Origin of the sequence: Aquabacterium sp., assembly GCF_036273115.1 — a bacterium.
Taxonomy (GTDB): domain Bacteria; phylum Pseudomonadota; class Gammaproteobacteria; order Burkholderiales; family Burkholderiaceae_C; genus Aquabacterium.
Genome location: NZ_DASUIN010000019.1, coordinates 161223 through 178271 on the forward strand (window position 1 = coordinate 161223; position 17049 = coordinate 178271).

Sequence of the window (17049 nt, forward strand, 5' to 3'; positions counted from 1 at the left end):
ATTGACTGCATGACCTCATTGTCCGGACGGACCCTGTTCATCACTGGTGCCAGCCGTGGCATTGGCAAAGCCATCGCTTTGCGTGCCGCCCGCGATGGCGCCAACATCGTGGTGGCCGCCAAAACTTCCGAGCCTGACCCACGTCTGCCCGGCACCATTCATACTGCAGCGGCCGAAATCGAGGCAGCGGGCGGGCGGGCCTTGCCCCTGGTGGTCGATGTGCGCGATGAAGAGCAAGTCAAGCGGGCGGTGGCGGAGGCCGTCGCGCATTTTGGTGGCATCGACATCCTCGTCAACAATGCCAGCGCCATCCATCTGGCTACGGCAGCCAATGTGCCGGCGAAGCGCTACGACCTGATGATGGACATCAATGTGCGGGGCACCTTCATGTGCACCCAGGCATGTCTGCCTTTTCTGGAAAAGGCCGCCAACCCTCATGTACTGGTCCTGTCTCCCCCGATCGATCTGGCGCCCAAGTGGTTCGAGTCGCACGCGGCCTACACCGTTTCGAAGTACAGCATGAGCCTGATGGCCATGGGCTTGGCGGCCGAATTCAGCCGCAAGGGCATCGCCGTCAATGCGCTTTGGCCGCGCACCATCATCGCCACTTCGGCGCTCAACATTGCCGGTAGCACCCTGGGGACGCTGGGAAGAAAGCCCGACATCATGGCCGATGCTGCTCACGTCATTCTGACCCGCCCCAGCCGTGAAGCTACGGGCCAGTTTTTCATCGATGAAACGGTCTTGCGTGAGGCCGGCGTGACCGATTTCGACCCTTACCTGGTCACACCTGGAACAGAACCCATGCTCGACCTGTACGTCAATCCCTGACGTCTGTGCCCCCGATTGGGGGGCTGCCAATGGCGGAGTTTCTCCCTTGACACCCCTCGGTTTGTCGGGCATCGTCCAACGCTGGTTGTGACAAAAATCACGGAGACAGCAGTGAGACAGCTGCGACTGAAGTTCTGGGTTGAGCTGGCTATGGCCTTGGGAGGGGCTATGGCATTGACTTCCTGTGGAGGCGGGAGCCGTGAGGCCCCTGAGCCCCAAGGGGTGCCCAAGATCCACTCTGACTCCTCGGTGGTTCAGGCCTATCCGGTTGATGCGCCCGTGGTCGTCACCATGTCGCAAACCGAGCCCAAGGAGGTCAAGATCTCCGCCGGCCAGACTCTGACCTTGATGGTCGAGGCCACGGGCTCTGACATCCTGGTCTACACCTGGCGGTTCAAGGGGAACATCGTCAATGGTGCCGAAACCCCTGTCTTGAAAATCGCCAATGTTCAGGCTGCCAACGAAGGCAAGTACACCGTTGCGGTGTCCAATTCATTTGGCGTGGCGATCAGTCAGTTTGTCAACGTGACGCTCAACAAGCCCTGAGTGCGGGTTTCGCCTGGCCTCTGCATCAGGCACGCACCACGGTGACCGAGCATTCCGCTTCGGCCACCACCTGCGCGCTCACGCTGCCCAGGTAGCGTCGAATGGCCGAGTGGCCCCGGGCTCCCATCACGATGTGGTCCACCTGGTTCTTGTTGGCAAACTCCACGATGGCCTGTGCCGCGTCGGGTGCTTCCAGCACGTGAAACGTCAGGCGCTGGTCATCCAGCCCCAATTGCTGTTCCAGGGGGCGAGCCCAATGTTTCAGGTCGACCAACTGTTTCACATGCAGGCTGTTGCCGTGCCGGTCGGTCAGCTTGTCCATGCCCACCCGGTTCGTCTTCATCACGCTGACGCAAGCCAGTCTGGCGCCAGGCTCGATTTGCAGAATGCGACGCACGGTGGCCAGGAGCTTGCGCTGTAGTTCGGGCGCGGCGCCACGGGTGTCGACCGCGGCCAGAATGATGGGGCTTTGCTCGACCTGCTCACTCGCCGTGGCGTCGGTTTTGGGCTCGGCGCCCATGGCCGCAAACCAGCGTTTCAGGGTTTTGATCTTGCCGGCCGTGCCGCGCTTCTCGGCTCGGGCTGTCAGTTGGATCTGGCTGGGGTTTTGCAGATCAGATGCCAACTGGGCGGCGGTCTGGTAGCGCCTTTCCGGTTGAACTTCCAGGCACCTCAGAATGACTTCCTGCAGCCACGGGGGGGTGTCTTCCCGGATCTGCCTGGGGGGGATGGGTTCGGTATAGAGCCGCTTGCGCAGGCCCGCCACAGTCGTAGGTTGGCCGAATGGCCGTTCGCCGGTGGTGAAGTGGTAGAGCATGACCCCCAATGCAAACAGGTCGCTGCGCGGGTCATTGCGTACAAACTGGACCTGTTCGGGTGACATGTAGGGCCCTGTTCCCATAGGGAGGTTGAACTCTTCCTCTAGCAAGTCGGGCAGTCGATCGTGTCGCGACAGGCCAAAGTCGACCAGCACCGCCTCTCCGGTGGGGCGGAACATGATGTTGCTCGGCTTGACATCGAGGTGCACGAGGTGTTGCTTGTGAAGCGAGTGAAGGGCGAACGCCACCTTGTGGCCGATGCTGGCGACATCGTCGATGGGCAGGGGTGCTTGATCCAGGCGAGGGCGCAATGATTCACCCTGGATCAGTTCCATCACGATGTAGGGCTGTTTGGTGAAATCACCCCGGGCGACAAAGCGCGGCACATGGGGGCCCTGCAACATGGGCATCACCATCTGCTCGACTTCAAATCCGACGATGGTGGCCGGGTCCTGTCCGCCCTTGATGCGCGGCACCTTCATGATCAGCTCTGGCCCGGTTTCCTGCCCCTGGGCGTCGAGCTGCACCACGCCCCACAAGGTGGCCATGCCGCCTTGATGCAGCCGCTCTCGAATGCGGAACTGGTCAATGACATCGCCTGCCTGCAAGGGGGTTCTAGCGTCCATGAATCAATCTTTCTGCAAGGGCTTGGGCCACCGGGGCGGGCATGCCGGAGGTCAGGACACGGTGGGCCGCCATTTCCTGGTCGTATGGAACTCGGAAGTAGGTGAGGATCGCTTGCTCGGTATCAAAGGTGGCATAGCAAGCCGCCGGGTTGCCATCGCGCGGTTGGCCCAGCGAGCCGGGAATGGCCAGCCAGCGACGAGCCGGCGACAAGGGCATGGGCGTGGCGTCTACCGGCGAAAACTCGCCCGATTTGCCTGTGGGTGACAGGTGATAGAGGCAAGGTTCATGCACGTGGCCGCAAAACACATAGCGGTGATGGGTGGCAAACAGGCTGCGGCTGGCTTCCATGCGGCCGTGCAGGTATTCCCAATGTGCTGGATCGTGGACATTGGCATGGGCGAACAGACAGTCGCCCAGTTCGGCAGTCAGGGGCAGGTCGCGTAGCCAGGCCAGTTGGTCCGGCGAGAGTTGAGACTCGGTCCATTGCAGTGTGGGCAGCACATGGTCCGACATGCGGCTGGTGGTTTCCGGGCTCAGCGCATCATCGTGATTGCCGCGCACGGCAATCGCGCCCTGGCGTACCAGATCGCGACAGAAATCGACCACCCAGGCCGGGTCGCCGCCGTAGTCCACGTAGTCGCCCAGCAGAATCACCTGGTTGATGCCTTGCTCTTGTGCGTGTTCCCACACCGCTTCGGTGGCTTGGCGGTTGGCGTGCAGGTCGGACAGCAAGGCGAGTTTCATGAAAGGGCAGATTGAATGCGTCTGTTGTGATCCATTTTCCTCCGCTCTCTCGACACTCGGCAGAATTTCGAATCCTGAATATCCCCAAAATGGCCGCAGTTTGAGTTTGCTAACATTGGCCTAAAACAAACGGTGCTGTTTTCGGTGCCCGAACAAGAATCATGAACTTGACCGCAGAACAACAGGCCGTACTGCGTTCGATTCGGCAGCTGGTGGATTTCTGGCAGATTTCTGCGCACGAACTGGCGTCAGACGACGAAGCAGTGCGTCTCGTTGCCCAGCCTGAACTGCCTCCCAAAGGCCCGAAATACCGCCATCCTGTTTCCGGTGAGACCTGGGATGGCGAAGGTTCTCAGCCGCAATGGCTTCGCGATGCCCTGATCCGCGAAGGTTATCTGGTCGAAGAATTACGTATCGCGACCTGATGTCAGGCTGAAAAAACCCATTGGGTTTCTGAAAATCCGGTCCATTTCGGTGGATTCGGTTTGGCGCATGCCGTCAACAATCGACGTTGTAGTTCGAATTTCGTCTTCTGCAACCAGATTGCCAAAAGGGTGTCGCCATGCGTACCAACCTGCCTGTGACCGACAAAGAGCTGCCGCTGCGCGAAGGCGCTTGCATCGTGTCACGTACCGATCTCAAGGGTCGCATCACCTATGTGAACCAGGACTTCCTGGAGTACAGCGGGTTTCAGGAAGACGAGTTGATCGGCAAGGCCCACAACATCGTGCGCCACCCTGACATGCCCCCTGAGGCTTTTCAGGATCTTTGGGATACCTTGAGTTCAGGTCGCCCTTGGACCGGCATGGTCAAGAATCGCTGCAAGAACGGCGACTATTACTGGGTGGTGGCCAACGCCACCCCTTTGCTCGAGGGCAAGGAGATCGTCGGTTACCTGTCGGTCAGAACGAAACCCACGCGCGAACAGATTGCCGAGCATGAACAGCTGTACCGGCAGATTCGGGCCGGGCAGGCGCAAGGGGTGTCCATTGTCGAAGGCCGGGCCGTGATGGATGGCGGCTGGCTGGAAAACAACTTTGTGTCACGCTGGTTGCGGCATGCCTCTTTGCCAGCCCGAGGGAAGGCTGTGGCCCTGGCTGCATTGGCCTCCACCTCTGTGGCGGCGGCCGGCGCCTGGTTCCACCAGCCAGGCATCGTGGCGGCGGCGGCGGCGGCCACTTGCGGCCTGGGGTGGTGGCTGTCTCGTGAAACCAGGACCATGGCCACCAAGCTTCAGCAGGCCGCGGTGCACCTCGATCGCTTTGCGCAAGGCAAGTTTGATGGTGTGGTCGAAGCCTGGGGGCACGATGAACTGGCCGGCATGCTGTTGGCCATCAAGCGTGTCCAGACCCGACTGGGCTTCGAGTTTGCCGAAACCGTTCGGCGAGCCAACGAAAGCGAGCGCATGCGCCAGATCAGCGAGCGCATCAAGCAGGCACTCGATGTCGCGGCCGCGAATGTGATGTTGGCAGACCCCCAAGGCAAAGTCATTTATGCCAACCAGTCTTGCTTGAAGATGCTGGCGACAGCCCAGGCAGCCTTGCGCCAGCGGGTGCCCGCCTTCGATCCGGCTGAGTTGATGGGGGCCGATGCCTGCCAATTCCATGCCGATCCGGTGGGGCAGCGTCGCTTGATGGAGCAGCTGTCTCAGCCGCATTCGGAGCGCATGGAAATAGGTGGCCGCACGTTCAATCTGGGCTTCAACCCTGTGATCGATGCCAGTGGCGCACGCCTGGGTACCGTCATCGAATGGCGTGATCTGACTGACGAACTCGCGGCTGCGGCCGAGGAGCGCCGCGTTGCCGCCGTCAATGCGCAAGTCAAGCAGGCGCTCGATAGCTGTTCGACCAACGTCATGATCGCCGACGCCAACAACGTCATCGTCTACACAAACAAGTCGGCGGACGACATGATGCTGCGCAACGAGTCACGCTTGCGCCAGGCCTTGCCGCACTTTGATGCGCGACAGATCAAGGGTAAGAGTTTTGATGTCTTCCACAAGAACCCGGCGCACCAGCAGCGCTTGCTGGCTGCCTTGCAAGGCGAGTACAAGACTCAGGTGAAGGTGGCGGGGTTGACCTTCTCTCTGACCGCCAACCCGATTCTGGGAGCCGATGGTCAACGTCTGGGCTCGGTGGTGGAGTGGAAAGACCGCACAGCAGAGGTTGAGGCCGAAGCTGAAGTCAGCCGTCTGGTCGAGGGCGCCACCCAGGGAGATTTTAGCCATCGCATGGCGGCTTCCAGTGAAAGTGGCAGCTTCTTCGGCATGCTGGCCAGCAGCTTCAATGTGCTGATGGACACCATCAGCAACACCATTCGCGACGTGCGTGCGGCGGCAGAGCAGTTGACGTCGGCTTCCGAGCAGGTGTCTGCCACCTCCATGTCCTTGTCTCAATCTGCGTCTGGGCAGGCGGCCAGCGTCGAGCAGACCAGCGCAGCGCTGGAGCAGATGAGTTCGTCGATTCGCAAGAATTCAGACAACGCTGTGCAGACCGACGAAATGGCTCAGAAGTCAGCCCATGAGGCGCACGAAGGCGGCGAAGCCGTTTCGCGCACCGTTGAGGCCATGCGCAGCATCGCGGCCAAGATTGCCATCATTGACGACATTGCCTACCAGACCAACCTGCTGGCTCTCAATGCGGCCATTGAAGCCAGTCGTGCTGGTGAGCACGGTCGTGGTTTCGCGGTGGTGGCGGCTGAGGTCAGAAAACTCGCCGAGCGCAGTCAGTCTGCTTCCATGGAAATCCGTGATCTGGCCGCCAACAGCGTTGACATGGCCGAGAAGGCCGGGCAGATGCTGACCCAGATGATGCCGTCGATTAACGAGACGTCCGAGTTGGTGCGAAGCATTGCAGCCGCCTCGGGCGAGCAAGCCGAAGGGGTCAGCCAGATCAACTCGGCCATGAGCCTGCTGAACTCGACCACGCAACAAAACGCATCGGCTTCCGAGCAGCTGTCGGCGACTGCTGAAGAGCTGTCTGCACAGGCCACACAGCTGCAGGAGCTGATGGCCTTCTTCCGAGTGGCCTAAGCCGGTGTCGGTCTGATCTGACACGGGTTTTCCGGTCACATTTCCATTTCGCGATCCGATAGTCCTCAGCACAATCGCGGTATGAACAAGTTGCTCTGCATCGTGCCTTTGCTCGCCTCGTTGGCGTGCGCGGGCGGTCTGGCCCGCGCCGAAACTGGCGCAGGGCAACAGTCGCCGTTGCGTCTCAACGGGTTCGGCACCTTCGGTTTCACCCAGACCTTTGCTCCGGATGGGTGGTACCTGCGGCGCGATGCCGCGCAGTATCCCGAGCCCCGTTCGTTTGCCTGGGACACCGATGCCCGCCTGGGCCTGCAAGCGCACTACGAAGTCAACCCAAAGCTGGAGCTGGCGTCGCAATTGGTGCTCAAGCGTCGCTTGCCTGGCAGCAAGCCCATTGAATCGGTTGAGTGGCTTTTTGCCGCATACAAGCCCGTTGGGGATGTGACGGTTCGTGTCGGTCGAACCAGCCCCGACCTGTTTCTCCTGTCTGACTATCGAAACGTGGGCGTGGCCTACCCCTGGGTGCGTCCCAACATCGAGTTGTATGCCGGTCTGCCCTTGTATTCGATCGATGGCGCCGATGTCAGCTACGTCTGGAACCAGAGTGATGCGCGCTGGCGCCTGAAGGCCTTTGCCGGCTCGGTAGACGCGCGTGCCACCTTGGCTGTCAGTCCTGACCAGATCACTTTCAAGCTGCGCTCCGCTGGTGGCATGACGCTGACCCGAGAGGTTGATGGTCTGTTGTTCCGAGCCACCTTGGGCGGCGCACGGATGACGGCTGCGGCGCCTGCTTCGGCCTATGCCGCGTTGGGCCTGCTGCGTGGGCTGGAGCGCGACCCCGATCCTGCCGTGTCGGATAAAGCGGCCGAACTGGATCGCAAATGGGGCCTGGATACCGATACCGCCTTGTTCAGCGAAATCGGTGTGAGCTATGACCGAGACGACTGGCTCTGGAGTGCCGAATACAGCCGTGTCAGTGTGAATACGGGAACCCGTGCGGCTCAATCAGGCTATGTGTCGGTTGGGCGGCGTTTTGGTGATGTGACCTTGTTTGGGATGGCTGGTCGGACCCTGTCTCGTTTGGGCGTGGTCTCTTCGCCTGACTGGTCTGCCCTGGGTGGGGTCTACCAGGCGTTGGGTGACCGCCTGGCCTACGGTATCAATGGCTCGCGTGCGCGCCAGACCTCCTTGTCCCTGGGCGCTCGTTGGGACTTTCACGACCAGGCAGCGCTGAAGGTCCAATGGGATCACTTCTGGGTTTCTGCCAATGGGGGCGGTTTGTGGGTGGGGCCTAGCCTCGGAGCCGCACAGCCGCATGCCGTTTCGGCCACCGTGGACTTCACGTTCTGAGGACACGGGCATGGTGAACCTCATCGGAAAACTGGCTTGTTCTGCAGCGCTCGTTCTGGCGTGTGGGCTGGCTCGTGCCGATATTTATGTGGTGGTGAATGCCAGCAATGGCATCAGGCCGCTGACCCACAAAGAGGCGGTGGATCTGTTCATGGGACGTACTCGCACCTACCCCAATGGCGACTATGTGCTGGCTTGCGACCTGCCTCGCGACAACCCCGTGCGCGTGATGTTCTACCAGGCGCTGACCGGCATGAGTCAAGCCCAGTTGAACAGCTATTGGTCACGTTTGATGTTCACCGGGCAGGTGATGCCACCGCAGTTGCTGCAGTCTGAGCAAGCCGTGATGGACATGGTCAAGCGCAACCCCGGGGCCATTGGCTACGTGGCGCAGGAACCGGCCGACAAAGGCTTGCGGGTCGTGATGACGATCAAGGAAGGGCGATAAGTGGTGATGCGTCGGCACGGATTGCAGGTTCGCTTCATGATGGCTGTGGTGCTGATCACCACCGTGCTGGCGATTGTCGCAGCCGTGGTGTCGTATGGCTTGGGCTATGAGCGTGCTTTGGCGGCCGGTCGTGGCACCGTCAACGGTCTGATCACCGCAGTCGAGAAGTCGGCCTCGATCGGGGCTTATGCGCAAGACCGTGTACTGCTTCAGGAAGTCATTGATGGGATTGCCCAGCACGAACTGGTCGCTCAGGTCGAGGTGCTTGACACAACAGGCCATCCGCTGGTGACCCGTCGTTCTGTGCGGGACGGCGTGCAGAAAATGGCTGGCGAGGTTGTTTCGCGCGACCTGCTTTCGCCATTCGATCGCAGTGAGAAGGTCGGGCGGATTCGTGTGACAGCGGACAACGTGCATATGGAGAACTCCGCGCGCGCCGATGCGAAGGCACTGGCATGGATGTTCGTGACCCAAAGCGTGGTGCTTGCCTTGCTGATTTTCGGGTTGGGCAACCAACTGGTGTCCAAGCCCATTGTGCGACTGGCCAGCTTGCTGCGCACGATGAAGCCGGGTACTTCCGAGGAACTGGGGCAGCTGCCAGGACATGAGCACGACGAAATCGGCTCGCTGGTAGATGGCGCCAACGCCTTGTTGAGATCCAACCATCTGGCTCTGAACAAGGAGCGCGAGTTGCGTGCCGAAATCGAAGAGATGGAAGCCCAATATCGTCAGATCTTTGACTCCAGCAGCGCGGGCATTTTCGTGCTAGGCAGGGATGGTCACCTCATCAATTGCAACCCGACCGCTCTGAGGGTTCTGGGGGTCAAACTTGATGAAATGCAGCGCCTCAAGGCGAAGGATTTCGTTCGTCAGGTGTTTGCGCGGCCTGACCGGGCGCTCAACCTGATTGATGAGGCGGCCCGCTGCGGCGAAACCGTGTCTGATGATCTCGAGTTGATACACCACGGCGATTTGCCGCGATGGGTGCATTGCCTGATTTCTGTGCAGGGTGATTCCCATTGGATCGAGGGCGTGATGTACGACATCACCGAGCGCAAACGCGCCGAGGCCCACACTCAGCATCAGGCCGAACATGACAGCCTCACCGGACTGCGTAACCGTGCTGCCTGCGATGTCGCGCTAGATCACTTCATGGCCGAAGCCACGGTGAACCATGTGCCGGTCAGCGTGCTGTACATCGACCTTGACGGCTTCAAGCAAGTCAATGATCGCCTCGGCCACAAAGCGGGCGATCTGGTCTTGATTGAATGTGCCAACCGGCTTCGTTCGGCGCTGCGTCGCTCGTCTGACCTGGTGGGGCGCATTGGGGGCGACGAGTTCGTGGCCGGTCTGTATGGTGTTGGCCCCGCTGACCCGGTGCTCAGCCAGATTGCGTCCGACATTGTCGAGTCTTTGTGCCAGCCCATCATCCTGGACGACGGGCAGGTGGCTTATGTGGGGGCCAGCGTGGGCATTGCCTGCTACCCGATCCACGGCCCCAACCGAAAGCAGATTCTGTCTGCGGCAGACGAGGCCATGTACGGCGTCAAGCACTCAGGCAAAAACGCCTACGCGCTGGCTTATTCGCCGCAGGGCTGATCCTCAGCGCGGGATCACAAAGGTGCTCTTCTCGAGCACACGGATCGACTGACCATAGTGTCCGAGCTGCTCGATACCCAGTTGAATTGGCAGGATCTGACCCGAGCGGCTGGCTGCCACCTGGCCTGCCAGTCGGACCCGCACTGACACATCGCGGCTTTCTGCCGGTCCCAGCTTCACATCCTGCGCGTCTTCGATGCGCAATCCGTTGACGCCGTGCAGTGCAGAGACATCAATCCGATAGGTCTGCGGGTTTTCCATGGCATTCATGATGTGCAGTCGGTAGATGTTCTCCACGTCGCCATCGTCCACCATGCGCGCCATCACGCCACGGTCGCGAATCACGCTGACTCGGAACGGATCGCGGGTGGCCAGGCTGGCGGCCAGCAATCCCACGCCGACCAGCAGCGCCAGACCATAGACCAGGGTGCGGGCGCGCAGTACCCGCTGGAACAGTTCGGGGCGCTTCCAACCATGCTGCAGTCCGTTCTGTGTGGTGAACCGGATCAGACCGCGCGGATAGTTCATCTTGTCCATCACTGTGTCACAGGCATCGATGCAGGCGCCGCAGCCAATGCATTCCATCTGAAAGCCGTTGCGAATGTCGATGCCGACAGGGCAGACCTGGACGCACATCGTGCAGTCCACGCAGTCGCCCAGGCCCAGCTTGGCACGGTCGGCCGACTTGGAGCGCGAGCCACGGTTTTCACCCCGAGTGGTGTCGTAGCCCACGATCAAGGAGTCGCCGTCGATCATCACACCCTGAAAGCGGGCATAGGGGCACATGTACTTGCAGACTTGCTCGCGCAGGAAGCCTGCATTGCCGTAGGTCGCCATGCCGTAGAACACGATCCAGAAGGCTTCCCAGGGCCCCAGTGCCAAGCTGGTGGTCTCTGCCACCAGAGCTTGAATGGGGGTGAAGTAACCCACAAAGGTCAGCCCGGTCCACAGGCTGAACACGGCCCAGGCCAGATGCTTGCCGCCTTTGCGCCAGGCCTTGTCAAAGGACCAGGGGGCTGCGTCCAGCTTGATGCGTGCCAGTCGCTCGCCTTCGAAGCGCTTTTCGATCCACATGAAGATTTCGGTGTAGACCGTTTGCGGACAGGCAAAGCCGCACCACAGGCGTCCCGCTACCGCAGTGAAGAAGAAAAGCGCCAGGGCACTGAGCACCAGCAAGGCCGCCAGGTAGATGAAGTCTTGTGGGTAGAGAACCAGGTCAAATAGGTAAAAGCGGCGGGTGTTCAGATCGAACAACACCGACTGGCGGCCATTCCAGCTCAACCAGGGCAGACCGTAGTAAACGATCTGAGTCAGCCAAACGAATACCCAACGCCAACTTGAAAAGAGCCCTTGAGCTGTACGTGGATGGATCGTTTTGTGCGCCTGAAAGAGCGAAACCCCTTGGGCATGGGAGCCTACCGGCTGAATGGGGATGACGCGATTCGGTTTGGCGCTCATGTGTGGTCGACTGTCAAGGGGCGGCAAGGCGCAGAACCATAACATTTATTTTCAGCACATGTTCATGGCCCACAGTTCATAGGGAATTGGCCTTTGCGGCATCTCAGATCATGGCTTGTGTAACTGACCCTACGGGTGTATGTTGAAACGGCTTCAAGGACCTCTCCGTGCCCAATTCGCCCAACACTGTCGGTGGTCTTGCCAGCCTAGGGGATGCCTTGGCTGCGGTCACGCAAGACTTGCAAGGGCGAGCCTCTCAGCAGGGCTCGACGCTTTATTTTGACTATCAGGGGCTGACGATGTTTCCGGACAAGGATGTTCGGAACTTGACGCAATGTGTGAATGACATCGTGTGGGGCGGACTGGGGCAAGCCGGTTACGGACACGGATCCTTGTTTCTGTCCGTCCACTGCTGGTCACTTTCTATTGATCAGGCCAGGGTGACAGTACAGTTTGCCTACACGGCTACATCCGGTCCGACCGATCTTAGTAGGCTGTCGGGCATGCTGAAGACCTCTTCGGAGGCCTCATCCAATCAAGAGGACGCAACAGTCAGCTTGTGTTCGCCACGAATCCTGTCGTACTTTGATAAGGGCACTGACGCGGACTGCCACGTTCACCTTTCATCCGGAGAGGGGGCCGTCGTTGAACTCAGTTTGACTTTGCCCCATGACGGGCCCGAGATTGAGCCCGCTTACCTCAACGAGTTGGCCACGGTCTCCGCCTGGTTGATTGGCGAGCTTTCGGAAGAGGAAGCGCTGCTGGCGACCCGCCTTCAAAGAGACGGTTGGTATGTGCGCCAGTTCGCCAACCTGGACGATGCCCTGGCCTTTTGGGCTGGGAGCAAAAACAGGTTAGAGCCCGCTTTGGTGATGGCGACCGAACAGAAGGAGATGAGTCCGCACATGTTGTCGGAGGTACGGCGTGCATGGAGTCCGCAGTGCCGAGTCATCTATGGTGTTCACGACGAGTCTTCTGGAGTTGGCCCCCAAGCTGCCCCGGGTATCGAGATCAGGAAGGTTCCGTTCAGCCCAGCCGACCTTCGGGAGATCAAGGAGCTTGCAGCCACATTGGAAGCGACCCGTAACAGGGCCTCGCAGCGAGAGCGACGCGACGACTCTCGGACCATGCCAACCGCGTTGGTTGTCGACGACAACCTCATCAATCGCATCCTCGCGGCAGAAATGCTGCACGTTCTGGGATTCGAATCCGATATGGCGGAAAACGGGCGCGAAGCTGTTGAGTACTTCGAACGGTATCGACCCGACGTGGTTCTGATGGACGTGGACATGCCGGTCATGGATGGCATGGAGGCCACCGAGAGGATTCGCCGCTACGAAGCGCACGATGGGGGAATGTGCACGCCTGTTCCCATCATTGCGACCACCGCGCGTGACGAACCCGACATATCAAAGGCCTGCGAAGCCATTGGAATGACCGCATTTGTGCCCAAACCACTGATGATGGCGCAGTTGGCTGCCGCGTTGCCGCATCCCGATGTGCCCGCTATGGCGTCAACGCGCCTTGAAACAGATGGCTTCGGGCCCATTGAGGTCGATTCTGCGGCGCTGTGGGGGGCGCAGACGGAGCGAAGCCGGCGCCATTTTTCAATCGGGCATGAGCTGATGCCGCTCGAAATCATTCATGCGCTCGCAGAGATCAAGCAAGCGGCGGCGCAGGTTCATGGTGAGCTCGGGTTGCTCGAAGCCGCCAAGGCCGACGCCGTGGCTGCAGCAGCAGCCCGCGTGGCTGCCGGGGAGTTTGATGCGCAGTTTCCCCTGGTCGTCTGGCAGACGGGCTCAGGCACACAGACGAATATGAACGTGAATGAGGTGATCGCCAGCATCGCGTCCCTCTCGCTGGGCGGGGGCTTGGGTGCTGCGCGTTGCGTACATCCGAACGATGACGTGAATCTGGGGCAGTCATCCAACGATGTCTTTCCGACGGCGATGCACGTCGCTGCGGTGAGGCAGAGTCGCATTTTGTTGGCAGCCCTCACGCGATTGCGCTCGGCCTTGCAGGCCAAAGAGCAGGCGTTTGCAGACCTGATCAAGATTGGCCGTACCCACTTGCAGGATGCCACGCCCATGACCTTTGGCCAGGAGTTTGGTGGCTACGATGCTCAGCTTGCCATCGCAGAGGCGGCAGTGCGAAGCGCCTTGCCAGCGGTCCATGCCCTTGCCATTGGGGGCACCGCTGTGGGCACGGGGCTGAACACCCATCCGGAATTTGGCGAGCGGGTTGCGGCCCGATTGGCGCAACGGCTGGGCGAGCCCTTCACTGTTGCGAGCAACCTGTTTGCCGCCTTGGCGGGGCATGAGCCTCTGGTTGGCTTGCACAGTGCGCTCAAGATGCTCGCCATCGCCCTCAACAAAATTGCCAACGACATTCGCTTGATGGCCAGCGGGCCCCGGGCCGGCCTGGGTGAATTGCACTTGCCTGCCAACGAACCGGGCAGTTCAATCATGCCCGGCAAGGTCAACCCGACGCAGATTGAAGCTCTGACAATGGTTTGCGCTCAGGTGATGGGGCACGACGTGGCAATCGGCATTGCAGCAAGCCAGGGGCAACTGGAGCTGAATGTTTACAAGCCGCTGATTGCTCATAACGTCTTGCACAGCCTGCGCTTGCTGAGTGATGTCATGGCCAGCCTTACCGAGCACTGCATTGGCGGAATCGAGGTCAATGCAGAGCATGCTCAGTGGCTGCTTGCGCAATCGCTGATGCTGGTCACCGCGCTAACCCCTCATATTGGCTACGATCGTGCCGCGACGATTGCCAAGCACGCCCTCAAGGCCGGGCTGCCTCTGCGCAATGCTGCCCTCGAAGTGGGGGGCATCACGGGCGCAGAGTACGACGCTTGGGTTGATCCGCGACGCATGCTCAAGCCCGGCATCGTTCCATGATGAACAGGCGTTAAACTGGCGGGCTGAGTCTCCCAGTCGTCTAATGGATAAGACAGGCCCCTCCTAAGGGTCAAATCCTGGTTCGATTCCGGGCTGGGGGACCACCGGTGAGCCCTGAATCAGATCAAGCCTTGAGCATGCCTTTTTCTTCGATGAAGGCAATGACCTGATCCAGTCCTGAACGGGTCTTCAGGTTGGTCATCACAAAAGGTCGGGTGGGGCGCATGCGCTTGGTATCGGCTTCCATGATTTCCAGGTTGGCGCCCACATGGGGTGCCAGGTCGGTCTTGTTGATCACGAACAGGTCGCTCTTGGTGATGCCTGGGCCACCTTTGCGCGGAATCTTTTCACCTGCAGCCACGTCAATCACGTAGATGGTCAGGTCGCTCAACTCGGGGCTGAACGTGGCGGCCAGGTTGTCGCCCCCCGATTCGATGAACACGATGTCGGCGTTAGGGTACTTGGCCAACATGCGGTCCACCGCCTCCAGGTTGATGGAGGCATCTTCTCGGATCGCGGTGTGCGGGCAGCCACCGGTTTCTACGCCCATGATGCGGTCGGGGTCGAGCGCACCAGCGACGGTTAGCAGCCGCTGGTCTTCCTTGGTGTAGATGTCGTTGGTGATGACGACCAGGTCGTACTGCTCGCGCATGGTCTTGCACAGCATTTCGAGCAGGGTGGTTTTGCCGGAGCCAACGGGCCCGCCCACGCCCACGCGCAAGGGGGGCAGTTTCTTGGTTCGGCCTGGAATGTGATGCAGAGCGGTCATGATCGGAACAGTCGAGAGTATTGGGATTCGTGCTGGGCGCTGAGAATGGCCAGCATGGGGGTGAAGGCCTGCCGTTGGCTGTCGGTCACTTGGCAGGCTGATTCAATCAGCGAGGGAATGGCCTGGGTGAGGGCTTGCAGAATGCGTTGCCCGGCGCTTTGGCCCAATGGCACGGCCTTGATGGCGGTCTGCACCATGTTTTCAGCCCATCCGAAGGCGTAGGCCAGCAAGGCTTCCTCCACCAATTGAGGTGGGGGTGGCATGCCCTTGGGGATGCATTGCGCCACCGCCAAAGCAAAGGCCACGGGCCATGTGGGGGCGGGCTTCAGGCTGGCGCAGGCAGCGGTGCGTTCGTCTTGTTGCCCATTGTTGCGCAGCCATTCCACCAGGGAGCGCCCCATCTGCTCGGTTTGCAGACGCAGCTCGCTGGTTTCACGGGTCTGGGTCACCCATTCGTTGAGTTCACTGATGCGCGCCAGATCGCCGCGCAGCCAGGCCGGCACGGCCCGAGCCACAACCGGCATGTCAGAGCGAGCCAGGCTGAGTTGAAGCTGATACAACAGCCAGTGGGCAGCTTGTGCCTCCGTCTGGACTCGGCCGGTATCCACAGCGGCTTCCAGCCCTTCGGAATAGCTGAAGCCGCCAACGGGAAGGGCAGGCGAGGCCAGCCACATCAACTGCAGGCGGATGCTGGGGCTCAGGGGAATGGGGGCGGAACGGACCTTGGGCATCAGAACCAATCAGTGGTCGTGTCCGCAGCCAGGGCCATGTACATGTGGCTTGGCTTCGGATTTGATGGCTATGCCAAGCGGTTTGCCGCGTGTGGTCGGCTGGGGGGCCGCGGCGTGTTCATGCCCATGATGATGCTCACCATGGTCGTGCCCGCAGCCGGGTCCATGCACGTGGCCTGCATCGGCGCCGTGCGAGTGCTCGGCCGCGTGGGGATGATGATCGTGTCCATGCCCGTGGCTGTGGCCACCTGCAGCATAGGCGCCACCCTCAGGCTCGAATGCGGCCACTTCCTCGCTGACCGTCAGGTGCATGGCGCGGAGCATGTCAGCCAGCACATGATCAGGTTCGATCTTGAGGTGGTCGGGCTGCAACTCGATCTGCACATGCCGATTGCCCAAGTGGTAGGCGGCACGCGTCAGGTCGAAGGGGCTGCCGTGTTCTGCGCAAGCGGTGATGCGCAGCACCGGCTGAGCGGCGGCTTCCACGCGAATCAGGGAGCCGTCTTCGGCCACCAGCACGTCGCCACCCCGCACCACGGTGCCTCGGGGCAGGAACACCCCCAGGGTTCGGCCCTGGGAGTCGGTGGCGTCGAAACGGCTTTTCTGGCGGACGTCCCAGTCCAGCGCCACGGTGGCGGCTCGGCGAACGAGCACGGAGGCCAAGCCCCGGCCTTGAGGAATGAGTTTGTTGATGGTCAGCATGGTGGTCAAAATGCGCTGGTTCAGGACAAGCACAAAGTGTACCCACGCAGCGAAATGGCGTTGCTCTGCTAGACTCCGCGCCCGTGAAACCTTCGATTTACCTGGTCGACGTTGACCGCCCTGATACCTGGAGTCGATACCGCAACGGCATGTGTGACCGCTGCGTGGCGTCTTGCTGCACCATGCCGCTGGAGGTCAAGCTGTCGGACCTGGTTCGCATGGAATTGGTCGATCCCTTTGAAGCGGAACACGAAGACATCAAGCAGATTGCCAAGCGCCTGATCAAGTCTGGTGTGGTCGCACGCTTTCACAACAAATACAACCTGTTCACGCTGGCGCGCCGAGCCAGTGGCGATTGCCACTTTCTCGATGCCAAGACCCGGCGGTGCACGATCTACGACAAGCGCCCTCATACCTGTCGCAGCCACCCACAGGTGGGTCCGCGTCCGGGCTATTGCGCGTTTCGGGCCAAAGAGGGCGTCTGATCGG

15 protein-coding genes and 1 tRNA gene are annotated in these 17049 nt (G+C 60.6%); 10 read left to right on the forward strand and 6 right to left on the reverse strand.

Annotated features, from left to right (window positions below):
• Positions 1 to 9 precede the first annotated feature (9 nt).
• Both VFW72_RS07695 and VFW72_RS07700 read left to right on the forward strand, forming a co-directional pair.
• Positions 10 to 831, forward strand: a complete 822-nt coding sequence (locus tag VFW72_RS07695) for an NAD(P)-dependent oxidoreductase (RefSeq protein ID WP_329673699.1) — start codon at positions 10 to 12, stop codon at positions 829 to 831.
• Positions 832 to 999: 168 nt separating this feature from the next.
• A complete protein-coding gene (locus VFW72_RS07700) occupies positions 1000 to 1377 on the forward strand; it encodes an immunoglobulin domain-containing protein (RefSeq protein ID WP_329673700.1) in 378 nt (125 codons plus the stop codon).
• Between the two features lie 25 nt (positions 1378 to 1402).
• Here VFW72_RS07700 and VFW72_RS07705 read toward each other — a convergent pair whose 3' ends face one another.
• Positions 1403 to 2821, reverse strand: a complete 1419-nt coding sequence (locus tag VFW72_RS07705) for a bifunctional serine/threonine-protein kinase/universal stress protein (protein ID WP_329673701.1) — start codon at positions 2819 to 2821, stop codon at positions 1403 to 1405.
• Positions 2811 to 3566 carry a metallophosphoesterase family protein gene (locus VFW72_RS07710; protein ID WP_329673702.1) on the reverse strand — a complete coding sequence of 252 codons (756 nt, stop codon included), beginning with the start codon at positions 3564 to 3566 and terminating at the stop codon, positions 2811 to 2813. The genes VFW72_RS07705 and VFW72_RS07710 overlap by 11 nt, the downstream gene beginning before the upstream one ends.
• Positions 3567 to 3727: 161 nt before the next feature.
• Between VFW72_RS07710 and VFW72_RS07715 the strand changes: the two genes are divergently transcribed.
• The 5 genes from VFW72_RS07715 (at position 3728) to VFW72_RS07735 (ending at position 9994) form a co-directional block, all read left to right on the forward strand.
• Positions 3728 to 3991, forward strand: coding sequence for an H-NS histone family protein (locus VFW72_RS07715; RefSeq protein WP_329673703.1), 264 nt, complete (start codon positions 3728 to 3730; stop codon positions 3989 to 3991).
• A 137-nt stretch (positions 3992 to 4128) separates the two neighbouring features.
• Entirely contained in the window at positions 4129 to 6597 is a 2469-nt protein-coding gene (locus tag VFW72_RS07720) for a methyl-accepting chemotaxis protein (RefSeq protein ID WP_329673704.1), read from the forward strand.
• 81 nt (positions 6598 to 6678) lie between these two features.
• The gene (locus VFW72_RS07725; protein ID WP_329673705.1) at positions 6679 to 7947 is read left to right on the forward strand and encodes a hypothetical protein; all 1269 of its coding nucleotides are present in this window, start codon (positions 6679 to 6681) and stop codon (positions 7945 to 7947) included.
• A 10-nt stretch (positions 7948 to 7957) separates the two neighbouring features.
• Complete coding sequence (locus VFW72_RS07730; protein ID WP_329673706.1) at positions 7958 to 8395, forward strand: hypothetical protein; 438 nt, start codon at positions 7958 to 7960, stop codon at positions 8393 to 8395.
• A 6-nt stretch (positions 8396 to 8401) separates the two neighbouring features.
• Positions 8402 to 9994, forward strand: coding sequence for a sensor domain-containing diguanylate cyclase (locus tag VFW72_RS07735; RefSeq protein WP_329673707.1), 1593 nt, complete (start codon positions 8402 to 8404; stop codon positions 9992 to 9994).
• Between the two features lie 3 nt (positions 9995 to 9997).
• Here VFW72_RS07735 and ccoG read toward each other — a convergent pair whose 3' ends face one another.
• A complete protein-coding gene (ccoG, locus tag VFW72_RS07740) occupies positions 9998 to 11452 on the reverse strand; it encodes a cytochrome c oxidase accessory protein CcoG (protein WP_329673708.1) in 1455 nt (484 codons plus the stop codon).
• A gap of 503 nt (positions 11453 to 11955) precedes the next feature.
• On the opposite strand from ccoG, the gene VFW72_RS07745 reads away from it, so the two are divergent.
• Complete coding sequence (locus VFW72_RS07745) at positions 11956 to 14358, forward strand: lyase family protein (RefSeq protein ID WP_329673709.1); 2403 nt, start codon at positions 11956 to 11958, stop codon at positions 14356 to 14358.
• 29 nt (positions 14359 to 14387) lie between these two features.
• Positions 14388 to 14462 (forward strand) — tRNA-Arg (locus tag VFW72_RS07750).
• A gap of 20 nt (positions 14463 to 14482) precedes the next feature.
• On the opposite strand, the gene ureG is transcribed toward VFW72_RS07750, so the two are convergent.
• Genes ureG through ureE form a run of 3 tightly spaced genes read right to left on the reverse strand, consistent with a single transcriptional unit; the run spans position 14483 to position 16560 of the window.
• A complete protein-coding gene (ureG, locus tag VFW72_RS07755; RefSeq protein ID WP_329673710.1) occupies positions 14483 to 15127 on the reverse strand; it encodes an urease accessory protein UreG in 645 nt (214 codons plus the stop codon).
• On the reverse strand, positions 15124 to 15858 hold the full coding sequence (locus VFW72_RS07760; RefSeq protein WP_329673711.1) for an urease accessory protein UreF: 735 nt from the start codon (positions 15856 to 15858) through the stop codon (positions 15124 to 15126). Before VFW72_RS07760 ends, ureG begins: the two co-directional genes overlap by 4 nt.
• Before the next feature lie 9 nt (positions 15859 to 15867).
• Positions 15868 to 16560 (reverse strand): urease accessory protein UreE, encoded by a 693-nt coding sequence (gene ureE, locus VFW72_RS07765; protein WP_329673738.1) that lies wholly within the window; start codon positions 16558 to 16560, stop codon positions 15868 to 15870.
• Between the two features lie 83 nt (positions 16561 to 16643).
• On the opposite strand from ureE, the gene VFW72_RS07770 reads away from it, so the two are divergent.
• Entirely contained in the window at positions 16644 to 17045 is a 402-nt protein-coding gene (locus VFW72_RS07770; protein ID WP_329673712.1) for a YkgJ family cysteine cluster protein, read from the forward strand.
• The last annotated feature ends 4 nt before the right edge of the window (positions 17046 to 17049 follow it).

What these genes read in the sequence shown, in the direction of transcription:
- VFW72_RS07695 (WP_329673699.1), top strand. Translation starts at nt 10, where the DNA reads ATGACCTCATTGTCCGGACGGACCCTGTTCATCACTGGTGCCAGCCGT.
- ccoG (WP_329673708.1), bottom strand. Translation starts at nt 11,452, where the DNA reads ATGAGCGCCAAACCGAATCGCGTCATCCCCATTCAGCCGGTAGGCTCC.
- VFW72_RS07720 (WP_329673704.1), top strand. Translation starts at nt 4,129, where the DNA reads ATGCGTACCAACCTGCCTGTGACCGACAAAGAGCTGCCGCTGCGCGAA.
- VFW72_RS07710 (WP_329673702.1), bottom strand. Translation starts at nt 3,566, where the DNA reads ATGAAACTCGCCTTGCTGTCCGACCTGCACGCCAACCGCCAAGCCACC.
- VFW72_RS07760 (WP_329673711.1), bottom strand. Translation starts at nt 15,858, where the DNA reads ATGCCCAAGGTCCGTTCCGCCCCCATTCCCCTGAGCCCCAGCATCCGC.
- VFW72_RS07705 (WP_329673701.1), bottom strand. Translation starts at nt 2,821, where the DNA reads ATGGACGCTAGAACCCCCTTGCAGGCAGGCGATGTCATTGACCAGTTC.
- VFW72_RS07735 (WP_329673707.1), top strand. Translation starts at nt 8,402, where the DNA reads ATGCGTCGGCACGGATTGCAGGTTCGCTTCATGATGGCTGTGGTGCTG.
- ureG (WP_329673710.1), bottom strand. Translation starts at nt 15,127, where the DNA reads ATGACCGCTCTGCATCACATTCCAGGCCGAACCAAGAAACTGCCCCCC.
- VFW72_RS07700 (WP_329673700.1), top strand. Translation starts at nt 1,000, where the DNA reads ATGGCATTGACTTCCTGTGGAGGCGGGAGCCGTGAGGCCCCTGAGCCC.
- VFW72_RS07725 (WP_329673705.1), top strand. Translation starts at nt 6,679, where the DNA reads ATGAACAAGTTGCTCTGCATCGTGCCTTTGCTCGCCTCGTTGGCGTGC.
- VFW72_RS07745 (WP_329673709.1), top strand. Translation starts at nt 11,956, where the DNA reads ATGCTGAAGACCTCTTCGGAGGCCTCATCCAATCAAGAGGACGCAACA.
- VFW72_RS07715 (WP_329673703.1), top strand. Translation starts at nt 3,728, where the DNA reads ATGAACTTGACCGCAGAACAACAGGCCGTACTGCGTTCGATTCGGCAG.
- ureE (WP_329673738.1), bottom strand. Translation starts at nt 16,560, where the DNA reads ATGCTGACCATCAACAAACTCATTCCTCAAGGCCGGGGCTTGGCCTCC.
- VFW72_RS07730 (WP_329673706.1), top strand. Translation starts at nt 7,958, where the DNA reads ATGGTGAACCTCATCGGAAAACTGGCTTGTTCTGCAGCGCTCGTTCTG.